The 12,644-nt window shown below is 72.2% G+C and carries 14 protein-coding genes; 2 read left to right on the plus strand and 12 right to left on the minus strand.

Annotated elements, in window-relative coordinates; genetic code table 11:
• Positions 1–18 precede the first annotated feature (18 nt).
• A complete protein-coding gene (locus ACQEVZ_RS57320; protein ID WP_433384844.1) occupies positions 19–924 on the minus strand; it encodes a hypothetical protein in 906 nt (301 codons plus the stop codon).
• A 169-nt stretch (positions 925–1,093) separates the two neighbouring features.
• On the minus strand, positions 1,094–2,209 hold the full coding sequence (locus tag ACQEVZ_RS57325) for an SPFH domain-containing protein (protein WP_344504722.1): 1,116 nt from the start codon (positions 2,207–2,209) through the stop codon (positions 1,094–1,096).
• A gap of 79 nt (positions 2,210–2,288) precedes the next feature.
• Between ACQEVZ_RS57325 and ACQEVZ_RS57330 the strand changes: the two genes are divergently transcribed.
• The gene (locus ACQEVZ_RS57330; RefSeq protein ID WP_433384848.1) at positions 2,289–2,969 is read left to right on the plus strand and encodes an NUDIX hydrolase; all 681 of its coding nucleotides are present in this window, start codon (positions 2,289–2,291) and stop codon (positions 2,967–2,969) included.
• Here the strand turns inward: ACQEVZ_RS57330 and ACQEVZ_RS57335 are convergent.
• The 10 genes from ACQEVZ_RS57335 to ACQEVZ_RS57380 form a co-directional block, all read right to left on the minus strand.
• Positions 2,948–3,733 (minus strand): ABC transporter permease, encoded by a 786-nt coding sequence (locus ACQEVZ_RS57335; RefSeq protein WP_344504720.1) that lies wholly within the window; start codon positions 3,731–3,733, stop codon positions 2,948–2,950. The two genes, ACQEVZ_RS57330 and ACQEVZ_RS57335, sit on opposite strands and share 22 nt — an antisense overlap.
• A gap of 1 nt (position 3,734) precedes the next feature.
• The gene (locus ACQEVZ_RS57340; protein ID WP_433384851.1) at positions 3,735–4,520 is read right to left on the minus strand and encodes an ABC transporter permease; all 786 of its coding nucleotides are present in this window, start codon (positions 4,518–4,520) and stop codon (positions 3,735–3,737) included.
• Positions 4,517–5,521, minus strand: coding sequence for an ABC transporter ATP-binding protein (locus ACQEVZ_RS57345; protein ID WP_433384854.1), 1,005 nt, complete (start codon positions 5,519–5,521; stop codon positions 4,517–4,519). The genes ACQEVZ_RS57340 and ACQEVZ_RS57345 overlap by 4 nt, the downstream gene beginning before the upstream one ends.
• A 103-nt stretch (positions 5,522–5,624) precedes the next feature.
• On the minus strand, positions 5,625–6,287 hold the full coding sequence (locus ACQEVZ_RS57350) for a transglutaminase-like domain-containing protein (protein WP_433384857.1): 663 nt from the start codon (positions 6,285–6,287) through the stop codon (positions 5,625–5,627).
• Positions 6,284–7,441: an acyl-CoA dehydrogenase family protein gene (locus ACQEVZ_RS57355; RefSeq protein ID WP_433384861.1), complete on the minus strand. Its 1,158-nt coding sequence runs from the start codon at positions 7,439–7,441 to the stop codon at positions 6,284–6,286. Before ACQEVZ_RS57355 ends, ACQEVZ_RS57350 begins: the two co-directional genes overlap by 4 nt.
• A 1-nt stretch (position 7,442) precedes the next feature.
• Positions 7,443–7,817, minus strand: coding sequence for an ectoine synthase (locus ACQEVZ_RS57360; protein WP_433384864.1), 375 nt, complete (start codon positions 7,815–7,817; stop codon positions 7,443–7,445).
• A gap of 4 nt (positions 7,818–7,821) precedes the next feature.
• Positions 7,822–8,103 carry a hypothetical protein gene (locus tag ACQEVZ_RS57365; RefSeq protein WP_433384867.1) on the minus strand — a complete coding sequence of 94 codons (282 nt, stop codon included), beginning with the start codon at positions 8,101–8,103 and terminating at the stop codon, positions 7,822–7,824.
• Positions 8,100–9,569, minus strand: coding sequence for an AMP-binding protein (locus tag ACQEVZ_RS57370; RefSeq protein WP_433384870.1), 1,470 nt, complete (start codon positions 9,567–9,569; stop codon positions 8,100–8,102). The genes ACQEVZ_RS57365 and ACQEVZ_RS57370 overlap by 4 nt, the downstream gene beginning before the upstream one ends.
• A complete protein-coding gene (locus ACQEVZ_RS57375; protein ID WP_433384873.1) occupies positions 9,566–10,567 on the minus strand; it encodes a DMT family transporter in 1,002 nt (333 codons plus the stop codon). The genes ACQEVZ_RS57370 and ACQEVZ_RS57375 overlap by 4 nt, the downstream gene beginning before the upstream one ends.
• The gene (locus tag ACQEVZ_RS57380; protein ID WP_433384876.1) at positions 10,564–11,931 is read right to left on the minus strand and encodes a TrpB-like pyridoxal phosphate-dependent enzyme; all 1,368 of its coding nucleotides are present in this window, start codon (positions 11,929–11,931) and stop codon (positions 10,564–10,566) included. The genes ACQEVZ_RS57375 and ACQEVZ_RS57380 overlap by 4 nt, the downstream gene beginning before the upstream one ends.
• 170 nt (positions 11,932–12,101) lie before the next feature.
• Here ACQEVZ_RS57380 and ACQEVZ_RS57385 point away from each other — a divergent pair, with 170 nt between their 5' ends.
• Positions 12,102–12,590 carry a GNAT family N-acetyltransferase gene (locus ACQEVZ_RS57385; protein ID WP_344504709.1) on the plus strand — a complete coding sequence of 163 codons (489 nt, stop codon included), beginning with the start codon at positions 12,102–12,104 and terminating at the stop codon, positions 12,588–12,590.
• Positions 12,591–12,644: the final 54 nt, after the last annotated feature.

Below are 12,644 nucleotides of genomic sequence, written 5' to 3' on the forward strand. Positions count from 1 at the left end.
ATGGTGTCACACCACAGGTCACATGACGAGACGCAGTTTTCTGGCGGCGACGCCGATCGTGACCCGCTGCCCCCACGACAGCTCCAGGCGGTCGGCCTCCAGGCCGTCGGCGAACACCACGAGACCCTCGCCCTCGCTCGCCAGCTCCAGAGTCTCGGCACCGTCGAGGCGGCCACTGGTCAATGTGACACCGGTCGCCGGCGACGGCCACGCCTCGCGCACGAACCAGGTCAGGGCCGCCTCGCCGGGGGCCGGGCTCGCCGGCGCGTCCGCCCGCTGCCGGGCGATCGAGGAGCACCATCCGGTGGCGCCGGTACCCGTTCCGACGACGACGCCGGACGAGGAGTGCCGCTCCCGCGCTCCGTCCGATGTGGACAGTGTGTAGCGCGCCGACTGGTGGGTGACGTGCCCGAAGTAGACCTCGTTGAGGCCGAGGAGCTCCTGGCCGTCGTCGAGCGCCGCGGACACCATGGTGCGCTCCTGCGCCGGCAGGCCGGGCAGGTCCCGCAGCAGCCGCTTCAGTGCCTGCGGCTGGTGGCGCACGAGCACGCCCGGGTTCCTGTCCGGCGCCGGGTCGACCCCGATGACGGGCTGCCCGTCGAGGTACTTCGCGACGTTGGCGACGAGACCGTCCTGCCCGACGGCGACGACGACGTCCTCGGGCGAGAACAGGAACCGCGACAGGTCGCCCCGGTCGAGGTGCCCCCGCCGCCAGTCCGCGGGGACGGCCGCGCCGGCGACGGTGAGCGCCGCCTGCTGCGCCGCGTGCCGGGCCGCGACCTCGTCGAGGTCCCTGCCCCGCTGCCGCAGGAAGTACGCGGCGGCGGCGCGGGTGCCGTGCCGGGCGAGCAGCTCGTCGAGCTCGCTGCGCCGCGACACCAGCACCACCCGTGGCGCGAGCGTGCTCACGACGGCCCTGCCCATGCGCTCATGACGAGCCCCTCTCCAATGCTGGCAAGCGGTGCGGGGCCGGCGGCTCAGCCGGTGCCCGATGCGACGATGCGGCGGCGGACGAGGCGGCGGTGGCGGGGCCGCAGGATCCGGTGCGACGCGGACCAGCGGCGGGCCATCACCGTCCGGCTCGACACGGCGGTCACGCCGGGCCGCCGAGGGAGCGGCCGCCGCCGAGGCGGTCGACGAGGCCGGTCAGCACGTCGGGGGTGACGGTGAGCTGGCCGATCTCGGGCAGGTTGCCGGCGAGCTCGCGCAGCGCCAGGGCCTGCAGGACGCCGGGTGCGAGGTCCCGGTAGGCGGCCAGGCGCGCGGCCTCCGCCTCGGCCTCGGCGAGCCCGACGGCGCGGACGCCCTCGGCCCGGGCCTCGGTGCGAGCCCGGTCGGCGTCCGCGTCCGCGGCCGCCGTGACCTTCAGGCGCTCGGCGTCGGCGAGGGCCGTGATCTTCGAGCGCTCGGCCGCCGCGGTGGCCGCGACCTGCTCGCGCTCGGCGACGGCCTGGGCCGCGACGAGCGCCGCGGCGGCGTCGACCTCGGCCTTGCGGCGGGCGTTGGCGCCGTGCTGCTCGACGAGCGCCTGCTCGCGGCGGGCCAGCTCGATCTTGTTCTGCAGCTCGTTCTCGGCGATCGCGCGCTCCTGCTCGACGGCGCGGGCGCGGCGGGCGTACGTGGCGCGGTCCGCCTCCTGCTGCACGGCCTCGCGGGTCGGCGTCTGCAGGGCCCGCTCCAGGTCGGGCTCGGGGCGGATCGCCACGACGCGGGCGCTGACGACGCTGACGCCGGTGTCGGTGAGGCGCGGGTCGCCGCCGAGTGCCTGGCTGACGGCCTCGCGGACGGGCGCGATCCCGGCGGTCAGGGCGTCGGTGAGCGGCAGCCGGGCCAGCAGGTCCAGGGCCGGCTGCTGGGCGAGCTCGGCCAGCAGCGTGGCCACCTGGTCGAGCGGCTGCCCGCGCCACGCGCCGGACCGCGGGTCGACGGAGAAGTCGAGGCGGGCGGCGGCGACGTCGGGGGCGCTGATCCGGTAGGTGACCGTCGCCTGCACCGTGACGTCGGCGAAGTCGGCGGTGCGGGCGTGGAACAGCAGCGGCAGCTCGCGGTCGTCGACGGGGACCTCGGACAGCACGGCGGTCAGCGGCCGGTAGTAGAACGACTGGCCGATGCCCTCGTGCCGCACCTTGCCCTTGACGTGGTGGCGGACCCACGAGGTCGGCGCGCCACGCAGGTGGCGCAGGAAGAAGCGGGTGGTCACGTCGGCCATGTCGGCACTCCCAGGATGAGTTATCGTCGTCTTGACGATAATCGTCGTCGCCATTTCTCGTCAATGTGGTGATTAATACATGACGTTCGCCGTGACCGTCGATCTGGTGATGCTGACGATCCGCGACGGCGCGCTCAGCGTGCTGCTCATCCGCCGGGCGATCCCCCCGTTCCAGGGCGGGCACGCGCTGCCCGGCGGCTTCGTGCTGCCGGACGAGGACCTCGGCGAGGCCGCCGAGCGGGAGCTGGTCGAGGAGACGGGCCTGCGCGGTGCGGGGCACCTCGAGCAGCTCGGCAGCTACGGCGCGCCCGGCCGGGACCCGCGCGGGCGGGTCGTCACCGTCGCCTACCTGGCGCTGCTGCCCGACGCGCCGGCGCCCCGGGCCGGCAGCGACGCCGCCGCCGCGGACTGGGTGCCCCTCGAAGGGCTGGCGGACCTGGCCTTCGACCACGACCGCATCCTGGCCGACGGGGTCGAGCGGGCCAGGGCCAAGCTCGAGTACACGCCCCTCGCGGCCGCCTTCTGCCCGCCCGAGTTCACCATCGCCGAGCTGCGGCAGGTGTACGAGGCGGTGTGGGCCACCAGGCTGGACCCGCGCAACTTCCACCGCAAGGTCACGTCGACCGAGGGGTTCGTCGAGGCGACGGGTCGCAGCACGGCCGGCGAGCGGGGCCGCCCCGCGCAGCTGTTCACGCGCGGGACGGCCCCGGTGCTCCACCCTCCGCTGCTGCGGAAGGGTCAGTTGCCGGCGCTCTCGTAGCGGCGCAGGCCGCGCGAGAAGACGAACCACGCCACCGTCAGGCAGTAGGCGGCGACGAGCGGCGTCAGCAGGCCCACCCACGCGGAGCTACCGCCGAGCAGGAGGCTGACCGGGAAGAAGCTGACGAACGCGAACGGCAGGGCGAAGCCCAGCGCCGCCTTCAGCGCCAGCGGATAGATGGACAGGGGGAAGCGGGCGAGGTCGCCGACCTGGTGCACGGCGAACGCGAACAGCGGGCTGGGGCTCTGCATCCAGAACGACACCGCGTTGGTCGCGAGGTTGATGGCGACCTTGATGGCGATGGCGGACACCAGCACCACGACGGCGACCGCGACCCGGCCTGCGGTCCAGTCGATGTCCAGGTGGGTCAGCGCCCCGCCGAGCATCAGCCCGCCGGTGACGATGTTGGACAGCCCGTTGATCCCGATCTGCATGCTGCTGACCTGCAGGACGATCGGGTACGGGCGGACCATCATGTAATCGAGGTCGCCCTGGTTGATCTGCCAGGCGAGGTTCCACATGCCCTCGAAGAACAGCGAGCCGACGCCCTCGGCGATCGCCACCATCGCGAACATCGCCACGACCGCCCAGAACGACCAGCCGTTGATGTGCGGCACCTTGGCGAAGATCGCCGCCAGGAACGCGACGTTGACGACCTGCATGACGACCGTGCCGGCCATCATGATCCAGAAGTCGCTCTCGTACTCCAGCAGCGAGCGCAGGTGCGCGCCGAGCAGCCTTACGTAGAGCCGGACCGTGCGCATCTCAACCCCCGTTCACGGTCAGCCGGCGCAGCCCCCGCCGGAACAGCAGCCGGGCGCCGAACCACATCACGAGGACCCAGCCGAGCTGGGTGGCGACCAGCAGGACCGCGTGCGACCCGGACGCCTTCCCGATGAAGATCAGCGCCGGCGTGGAGGTGAGTCCGGCGAACGGCGACCACTGCGCCGCCGTGGCCAGCCAGCCCGGGAAGTACACCAGCGGCACCAGCGCACCGGACAGCAGCCCGGTCAGCGCCTGCCTGGCCCACATCACGCCGACGAAGTTCTCCGTCCAGAAGCAGGCGAGCGTGCTCAGGTACGACACGGCGAACTTCAGCGGCACGATCAGCACCATGCTGGCCGCGAACAGCGCCAGCATCGGCCCCGGCGGCGTGTCGAGCGCCCCGCCGACCGCGACGGTCACCGCGACGACCACCACCACCGCCACGACCTCGATCCACACGCCGCCGACCGTCTCGGCGAACCTGGCCCGCTGGTAGTCCACCGGCTTCACCAGGTCCAGCGCGACGAGCCCGGACCGGATCCGGTGCGACATGCGGAAGTCGACGAACGCGCCGACGAGGGCGCCGGAGGCGAACGCGACCACCAGGTACGCGCGCATCTGCGGCCACGCGAACCCGCCGACCGGGCCGTCGGCGAGCAGCACCCGCCAGACGGCGAGCAACGCAATGAGCTGGAACGCGACGCCACCGAGCGACAGCAGGAAGTTGGCGCGGTACGCCAGCGCGCTCAACGCCGTCGCCCGGGCGTGGGCGAGATAGGGCTTCATGACTGGAGCACCAGTTCCCCGCTGTACACCCGCCGGATGACATCCTCGATGGACGGCTCGTCGACACCGAAGTCGACGAGGTTCGCCAGCGGCGCGAGCGCCGTGACGACCTGTCCCGCGGTCATCGCGAACCGGTCGAACCGCACCGCGAACTGCGGCGGCGTCTCGCCCGGCTCGATCGTCGCGCCCGGCAGCGCGGCGCGGACGTCGTCCAGCGGCACCGCCGTCTCCGTCTGCACGTTGAGGATCCGCTCGCGGGCGAACGCGTCCTTCACCGCCTCCAGGTCCCCGTCGAAGATGATCCTGCCCCCGTCGATGATGACGAGCCGCCGGCAGAACCCTTCGATGTCGCCGAGGTCGTGGCTGGTCAGCATGACCGTGGTGCCCTCGTCGCGGACCGTCCGGAAGAACTCCCGGACCCGGTCCTTCACGGCGAGGTCCAGCCCGATCGTCGGCTCGTCCAGGTACACGACCGGCGGGTCGTGCAGCAGCGCCGCGGCGAGGTCGGCCCGCATCCGCTGCCCGAGCGACAGCTTCCGGCCCAGGACCGGCAGCACCTCGCCGAGCTCCAGGACGTCCTCGAACCTGGCCATGCGCTTGCGGAACGTGCCGTGGTCGATGCCGTACACGTCGCGCAGCACCGCCAGGGACTCCGACACCGGCAGGTCCCACCAGAGCTGCGTCCGCTGCCCGAACAGCACGCCGATCCGGTGCGACATCGCGATCCGGTCCTTCTGCGGCGACAACCCGTCGATGCGGACCTCACCCGAGGTCGGCATCAGGATCCCGCTGAGCAGCTTCACGGTCGTCGACTTCCCGGCGCCGTTCGGCCCCACGTACGCGACGGCCTCACCGGCCTCGATCGTCAGGTCGACGTGATCGACGGCGGTCTTGTCCACGAACCGCCGCACGAAGAGATGTTTGACGGCCCCCCGCAGCCCCGGATCCTTGTCCGGCCTGCGGAAGACCTTGGTCAGTTCTCGAGCCTCCACAAGTGCCATCGCCGGAGCCTAGTAATTCTTCGCGATCCGGATTAACCCGTTTTCCGCCGGCGGACCGTGGCGCCCGTCGCTGTTTCCCCCTGGTGCCGGCCGTGGATGGTCCCTACGGCGCCTCGGCGACCAGCGAACCGGACGGGGTCGTGGACGCGCTCGACAGGAACCTGGGGTGCTTGCTGCGCATGGTCGAGATGACCAGGTCGTACGGCACGTCGTCGAAGTCGCCGTAGAACTTGAGGAACTCCATGTGCCGGTTGCCGTCGCCGTCGAACGGGTGGTAGAGGCTGTCGGCGCGGCCGTCGAACTCCAGCGGCGCCATCCCGTAGAGCTTGCACAGCAGCTTGTTGAACACCGGCGTGGCTCTGACCCACCGCCCGTCCAGGTGCACCGTGGTCAGGCTGTGGAAGAACACGTCACCGCCGACGAGGTCGCGCAGCCGGGGCGAGGCGAGGTGGTTGCGCACGTCGCCGTAGGTGATGCGGCTGGGGATGCCGGCCGCGCGCACCGCGGCCGCGTACACGATGGACTTGTGCAGGCAGAAGCCGCGGCCGCGGCCGATGACGGCGCTGGCGGTCAGGCCGGCGCGGCTCAGGTCGGCGTGATAGACGTCGTACAGGATGCCGTCGCGCACGGCGTAGTAGAGCCGGACCGCCTTGTCGACGTCGGTGGCGCCCTCGTCCAGGCCGGCCAGGGCATTGCCGACGAAGGCGGCGACGGCGGGGTGGTCGTGGTCCAGGAAGAACGTAGGTGCCGTCGGGTTCGCTGTCATGACACTTCCAAGGGACGGTGCAGGCCCATCAGGGCGGCGAGCCGCTCCCGCTGGATCTCCGACGTGCCGGAGTAGATCGTGCCGGACACCGAGTTGCGCAGCTCCTTCTCCAGCCCGTACTCCGTCGTGTACCCGTAGCCGCCGAAGATCTGCACGGCCGCGAGGGCGGAGCGCACGTTGCTCTCGCTGACGATCAGCTTGGTGCGGGCGACGTCGGTGGTCACGTTGCCGCCCGCGGCCAGCTTGCGGGCGGTCCCGTAGAGCCACATGCGAGCGGTCTCCACGTCGGTGCCCATGTCGACGATCCGGTGCGAGATCGACTGGTAGTGGCCGATGTGCTGGCCGAACTGCCGCCGGGTGCGGGCGTACTGCACGCAGCGGTCGAGCCGGTGCTGCATCTCGCCGAGGTTGACGACGAAGCCGCAGAGGATCTCCCACTTCATCACCGCGTCGAGGATCAGCAGGCCAGCGCCCGGCGAGCCGACCAGGTTCGCGCGGGGCACCCGGACGTCGTCGAGGAACAGCTCGGCCAGCGGCGAGGTGCGCAGCCCCATCTTGTCCACCGGCTGGCCGACGCTGAGCCCGGGGGTGCCGCGCGGCACCAGGAACGTGCTGATCGCGGCCGGGTTGCCGAGCTTGCCGGTGCGGGCGTAGACGAGGATGACGTCGGCGATCGGGCCGTTGCTGACGAACGCCTTGCTGCCGTTGAGGACGAAGCCGTCGCCGTCGGGCACCGCCGTGGTGCGCATCGGGGTGATGTCCGAGCCGCCCGCCGGCTCGGTGACGGCGTGCGCCCCGATGACGCTGCCGGCGCAGACGTCCGGCAGGTACCGCCGCTTGAGCTCGGCCGAGCCGAACCGGTGCAGGGCCACCCCGGTGCTGACCAGGTGGGTCACCACCGAGAAGCTCAGGCCCCCGTCGCGGCACGCCGTGCCGAGGGCCTCCAGCGCGTACATCGTGGTCGGCAGGTCCTGGGCCAGTCCCCCGTACTGCTCGGCGAACGGCAGCCCGAACAGTCCCAGCTCGGCGAGCTTCTTCCAGCCTTCGGTGTCGAAGGTGCCCGCCGCGTCGCGTTCGACGTGGTCGGTGCCCAGCGTCGCGGCGACCGCGAGCACGGCGTCGTGCAGCTCCTGTTGCTCCCGGGACCAGGCCATCTCAGTACTGGGAGTGCTCGTCGGAGTCCAGCGAGTGGACCTCGTCGCCGATCAGCGGCGGGTTGAAGACGCTGATCAGTTCGAGCTCGCTGTCGGGGTCGGCGATCAGGAAGTGCGCGTCGTGCGCGTCGAGGGCGTACATGACGCCGGGGGTGATCTCGAACTCCTGCCCGTCCGCGGTGACCACCCGCCCCGTGCCGCGGATGCACAGGCACGCCTCCAGGTGCCGGCGGTACTGCAGCCGCGACTTGGTGCCCGGGCGTACCGTCGTGTGGCAGACGGTGAAGCCCATCTTGTCGGCCTCCAGCAGGTACCGGCGGCTCAGGCCGTTGCCCCAGTCGACCGTCTTGGCTTGGCTCTGGTCCCGGACGATCATGGAGTCACTCCTTCTCTGCCGCTAAGGCGGCGTCGCGGATCCGGGTGTTGCGGGCGATGAAGCGGTCGACCGCCGCCACCGAACGGAAGTCGTCCGGGTTCAGGTCGATCTGGTCGAGGGCGACGGCGTACCGCTCGCTGACCCAGCCGACCAGCTCCAGCAGGCTGAGGCTGTCGACGACTCCGTTGTCGAGCAGGTCGTAGTCGCCCGGCAGCTCCGTGGCCGGGGTCCCGGGCAGGTACCGCGTGACGAGGTACTCGCTGATCTCGCGCTGATGGCTGCTCATACGGTCAGTTCCTTCTTCAGGCGGGCGCGGTCGACCTTGCCGGTGACGCCGACCGGCAGCGCGACGCTGCGCAGGTCGAAGACCGCGGGGATGGCGGCGCGGGTGAGGCGTTGCGCGCACCAGGTGCGCACCTGCAGGCCGGTCAGCCCGGAGGAGCGGGGGCGCACGACGGCGGTGATCCTGGCCCCGGCCGCGGCGTCGGGCAGCGCGACCACGGCCGCCTCGGCGACGTCGGGGTGGGCGAGCAGGACCTGCTCGACCTCCTCCAGGCTGATCCGCACGCCGCGGACCTTGACCTGGAAGTCGGTGCGCCCGACGAGCACGAGCCGGCCGCGGTCGTCGCGGGTGACCAGGTCGCCGGTGCGGTACCAGGCGTGGCCGTCCCGGACCGGGAAACGGTCGCCGGCCAGGTACCCGGCGGCCTGGAACGGCGTCGACACCACCAGCTCGCCGGTGCCGGGCCCGTCGAAGGGCTCCCCGTCGTCGCCGGCCAGGTGAGCGTGCACGCCGGGGAGCGGCGCCCCGAGCGGCAGCGGCTCGCCGTCCCGGGCCTCGTCCGCGCCGAACGTGTGGATGAAGCTGTCGTTGGTCTCGGTGCAGCCGTACACGTTGTGCAGGACCGCCGCGGGGAACAGGTCCGGCAGGGCGGCGCGCAGCGCGGGCGGCGTGTGGTCGCCGGTCAGCACGACGTGCCGCACGTCCGGCACCGCGACCCCGCCGTCCGCGGCGGCGGCTGCGGCGGCTGCGGCTGCGGCGTCCAGGAGCAGCCGGTAGAACATCGGCACCGCCTGCACCACGTGCGGCCGGGCGGTGGTGACGAGGTCCAGCAGGTACGCAGGGTTGGCCGCCCGGTCGGGGTCGACGAGCACGACGGTGCCGCCGTGCCCGAGGGTGGCCCACACGTCGAGCAGGCTCAGGTCGAAGTTCAGCGGTGCGTAGCTGAGCACCCGGGTGCCGGCGCCCAGCTCGAACGTACCGGCGGCCCAGCCGGTGAAGCGGCCCAGCGCCGGCCCGCCCAGCGGGACGATCTTCGGTACGCCGGTCGAGCCGGACGTGGTCAGCATCAGGCACGTGTCCGGCGGCAGGGCCGGCGCATCGCCCGGGACCGGCGCTGGGGACCAGTCGAAGGCGCCGTCGCCGGTCGCTTCGGCGACGCCCGCGCACCCGGCCCGCTGGACCAGGCTGCCGGCCACCTGCGCGCCGAGGTCGACGGAGAGCAGCAGCACCGGACGGTCGGCGGCGAAGCAGGCCAGGATCAGGGCGATGGTCTGCGGCGACTTCGCCGCGTGGACCGCGATCGGCTGCCCCGCCGGCAGGTCCAGCTTGTCCAGCGCCACCACGGCGGCCTCACTCGCGGCGATGAGCTCGGCGAATGTGGTCCCGCCGCCGCGGTACGACACGGCGGTGCGCTCCGGAGCGAGCCGGGCCGCGGCGTACACGGCGTCGGCCAGCGCCCGCCCGGTCATGAGCTCTCCCGGCCGGCGGGTGCGGCTTCCGCGACCGGCTCCCCGCCGCGGGAGGGCTCCCCGCCACCGGAGGGCTTCGCATCACCGGCGACCTCCGCGTGACCGGACTGGGTCCGCCAGGCGCCGGGCCGCAGCTGGTCCTCGCCGAGCAGGATGCTCGCCACGATCACCACGCCGCCGACCAGCACGTTCCAGGTGATCGCCTCGCCGAGGAACACCGCGCTGAGGATCAGGCTGATGAACGGGACCAGGTAGTTCACCGCGGAGGCGCCGGTCGCGCCGATGTCGGCGATCAGCCGGTTGTAGAGGACGTACGCCAGGCCGGTGCCGAACACGCCGAGCGACACGATGCTCAGCACCACGTGCCAGCCGACCGACGACGGGGTGTGCCAGCCGAGGAACGGCTGCAGCACGGCGAGCAGCACCGTCGCGACGAGGGTCTGGGCCGTCGCCGACGAGATCGGCGGGATGCCCCGGTCGGACAGGAACTTGCGGACGAACACGGCGTGCGCGGCGTAGATCCCGGCGACGGCCAGGCAGGCCAGCTGGCCGCCGATCGTGCCGCCCAGCTCGGACCACGGCGCCATCACCAGCACGATCCCGGCGAACCCGAGGACCACCCCGGCCGTGCGCCGCACCGTCGCCCGCTCGCTGCGCAGCTGCACGGTGGCCAGTGCGAGGGTCAGCAGCGGGGTGGCCGCGGTGAGCACGCCGGCCATCGAGGCGCTGGTGCGCTGCTCGCCCCAGGCCAGCAGCAGGAACGGGGCGACCATGCCGAGCACGGTGGTCACGGTGATGTGCACCCACACGAACCCGAACCGTGGCAGCCGGGACCGGGTGACCGCGGCGATGAGCACCAGGACCGCCGATCCGAGGACCAGGCGGCCCAGCACCTGCTGGCCCGGGCTCAGCTCCTCGCCGGCAAGCTTGATCAGCGGGTAGCTGGAGCCCCAGATGACCCCCAGGGCGACGAACTGCAGCGCGCTGAGCCCCTTCACGACGCCGCTCCGGCCAGCACCGGGATGCTGTTGCGCCCGATCTCCAGGGCCTGCGGGTCGATGCTGTCGTCGGCGAGCGTGCCGCCGAGGTACCGCTCGTACGCGCTGAGGTCGAAGTTGCCGTGCCCCGAGAGCCCGAACAGGATCGTCCTGGTCACGCCCTCCTCGCGGGCGCGCAGTGCCTCGTCGACCGCGGCGCGGATCGCGTGCGTCGACTCGGGGGCCGGCACGATGCCCTCGGTCCGGGTGAACAGCACCCCCGCCTCGAAGCAGTCCCGCTGGCGCAGCGCGACCGCCTCCATCAGGCCCTCCTCCACGACCCGGCTGACCAGCGGCGCGATGTTGTGCGCCCGCAGGCCACCCGCGTGCACGGGCGGCGGCACGAACCGGTGACCCAGCGTGTGCGTGCGGGTCAGCGAGGTGAGCCCGGCGGTGTCGGAGTAGTCGTAGGCGATCCGGCCCTGCGTCAGCGACGGGCACGCCGCCGGCTCCGCCGCGATCAGCCGTACGTCCGGCCCACCGTGCAGCCGCGCGCGCAGGAACGGGAACGCCAGGCCGGCGAGGTTGCTGCCGCCGCCCGCGCACGCCACCACGATGTCCGGGTAGTCGCCGGCCCGCTCCATCTGCACGATGGCTTCCTGGCCGATGACGGTCTGATGCGCGCACACGTGGTTCAGCGCGCTGCCGCGCGTGTAGCCCCACCGCGGGTCGGCGAACGCGACCTGCAACGCCTCCGACTTCGCGACGCTCAGGCTGCCCGGGAAGTCGGGGTTCTCGTCGAGCACCGCGCGCCCGGCCTCGGTCTCCGTGCTCGGGCTCGGCGTGCAGCTCGCCCCGAACATCTGCATCAGCGAGCGGTGGTGCGGCTTCTGCTGGAAGCTCACCCGCACCATGAAGACCTTGGCCGACATGCCGAACAGCGACGCCGCGAACGAGATCGCGCTGCCCCACTGCCCGGCCCCGGTCTCGGCGATCAGACCCGACTTGCCGGCCCGCTTGTTGTAGTACGCCTGCGGGATCGCCGAGTTCGGCTTGAAACTGCCGGTCGGGCCCACGCCCTCGTACTTGAAGTAGATCCGCGCCGGCGTGTCCAGCGCCTTCTCCAGATTGCGGGCCCGGATCAGCGGCGTGGGCCGCCACTGCGCGTAGAACTGCCGCACCTCACCCGGGATCTCGAACTCCGGCTCCCGGCTGAGCTCCTGGTCGACCAGCGCCTCCGGCATCGTCCGCAGCATGTCGTCACGGGTCACCGGCTCGCCCGTCGCCGGGCTCAGCGCCGGCGCCACGTAGTCGAGGTCGGCGGCCATGTTGTACCAGGTCTCGGGTATCTCCGAGGGGCTGAGATCGAAACGTACCGCCTCCATCGAGGCCGCCTCTCCGCACAGTGGACACTGAGTTGCGGTGGCCACGCCCCCGAAGTCGCCGCCGATGACCCATGGTCAGCACCGAACCCCCCGCGAAGGTAGGGATTGCGGCCGATGTTTAGGGGAAGCCCCAGTGCCCCCCCGGCCGGACACGTGCGACCGTGACCGCCATGATTCGTGAAGTCACCGCCGACGACCTCGGCCTGCTCCACTCGCTGGTGCTGGACATGGCCGCCAGCGAGGAGGCGACCGACCAGATCAGCACGGACGAGGCCGAGCTCGGCCGCGCCCTGTTCGGCCCCGCACCCGTCGCCTGGGCCCACCTCGCGATCGACGACAAGACCGGCGACGTCGTCGGGTACACCCTGTGGGCGCTGGTCTACAGCACCTGGCGCGGCACCGCGATCCACGTCGACGACATCTACATCCGCGAGGACGCCGTCGGCACCGGCGTCGACACCGCCCTGCTGAGCACCGTGGCCGCGGTCTGCGCCGAACGCGGCTACCGCCACATGCAGTGGTGGGGCCGGCCCACCAACGACCCGGTCGACGCCTACTACCGCTCGATCGGCGCCGAGATCCCCTCCGTGCTCGGCGAGGACATCGCCATCTACCGGCTCACCGGCGCGCCGCTCGCCGACCTCGCCAGGCAGGCCTGACCCCGCCCATCAACGCAGACCGTCGCCAAGAGACCGAGGCCGTCCACAACCTGG

The organism is Dactylosporangium sp. CA-152071 (assembly GCF_050936335.1).
GTDB lineage: Bacteria > Actinomycetota > Actinomycetes > Mycobacteriales > Micromonosporaceae > Dactylosporangium > Dactylosporangium maewongense.

What these genes read in the sequence shown, in the direction of transcription:
- ACQEVZ_RS57320 (WP_433384844.1), bottom strand. Translation starts at nt 924, where the DNA reads ATGGGCAGGGCCGTCGTGAGCACGCTCGCGCCACGGGTGGTGCTGGTG.
- ACQEVZ_RS57325 (WP_344504722.1), bottom strand. Translation starts at nt 2,209, where the DNA reads ATGGCCGACGTGACCACCCGCTTCTTCCTGCGCCACCTGCGTGGCGCG.
- ACQEVZ_RS57330 (WP_433384848.1), top strand. Translation starts at nt 2,289, where the DNA reads ATGACGTTCGCCGTGACCGTCGATCTGGTGATGCTGACGATCCGCGAC.
- ACQEVZ_RS57335 (WP_344504720.1), bottom strand. Translation starts at nt 3,733, where the DNA reads ATGCGCACGGTCCGGCTCTACGTAAGGCTGCTCGGCGCGCACCTGCGC.
- ACQEVZ_RS57340 (WP_433384851.1), bottom strand. Translation starts at nt 4,520, where the DNA reads ATGAAGCCCTATCTCGCCCACGCCCGGGCGACGGCGTTGAGCGCGCTG.
- ACQEVZ_RS57345 (WP_433384854.1), bottom strand. Translation starts at nt 5,521, where the DNA reads ATGGCACTTGTGGAGGCTCGAGAACTGACCAAGGTCTTCCGCAGGCCG.
- ACQEVZ_RS57350 (WP_433384857.1), bottom strand. Translation starts at nt 6,287, where the DNA reads ATGACAGCGAACCCGACGGCACCTACGTTCTTCCTGGACCACGACCAC.
- ACQEVZ_RS57355 (WP_433384861.1), bottom strand. Translation starts at nt 7,441, where the DNA reads ATGGCCTGGTCCCGGGAGCAACAGGAGCTGCACGACGCCGTGCTCGCG.
- ACQEVZ_RS57360 (WP_433384864.1), bottom strand. Translation starts at nt 7,817, where the DNA reads ATGATCGTCCGGGACCAGAGCCAAGCCAAGACGGTCGACTGGGGCAAC.
- ACQEVZ_RS57365 (WP_433384867.1), bottom strand. Translation starts at nt 8,103, where the DNA reads ATGAGCAGCCATCAGCGCGAGATCAGCGAGTACCTCGTCACGCGGTAC.
- ACQEVZ_RS57370 (WP_433384870.1), bottom strand. Translation starts at nt 9,569, where the DNA reads ATGACCGGGCGGGCGCTGGCCGACGCCGTGTACGCCGCGGCCCGGCTC.
- ACQEVZ_RS57380 (WP_433384876.1), bottom strand. Translation starts at nt 11,931, where the DNA reads ATGGAGGCGGTACGTTTCGATCTCAGCCCCTCGGAGATACCCGAGACC.
- ACQEVZ_RS57385 (WP_344504709.1), top strand. Translation starts at nt 12,102, where the DNA reads ATGATTCGTGAAGTCACCGCCGACGACCTCGGCCTGCTCCACTCGCTG.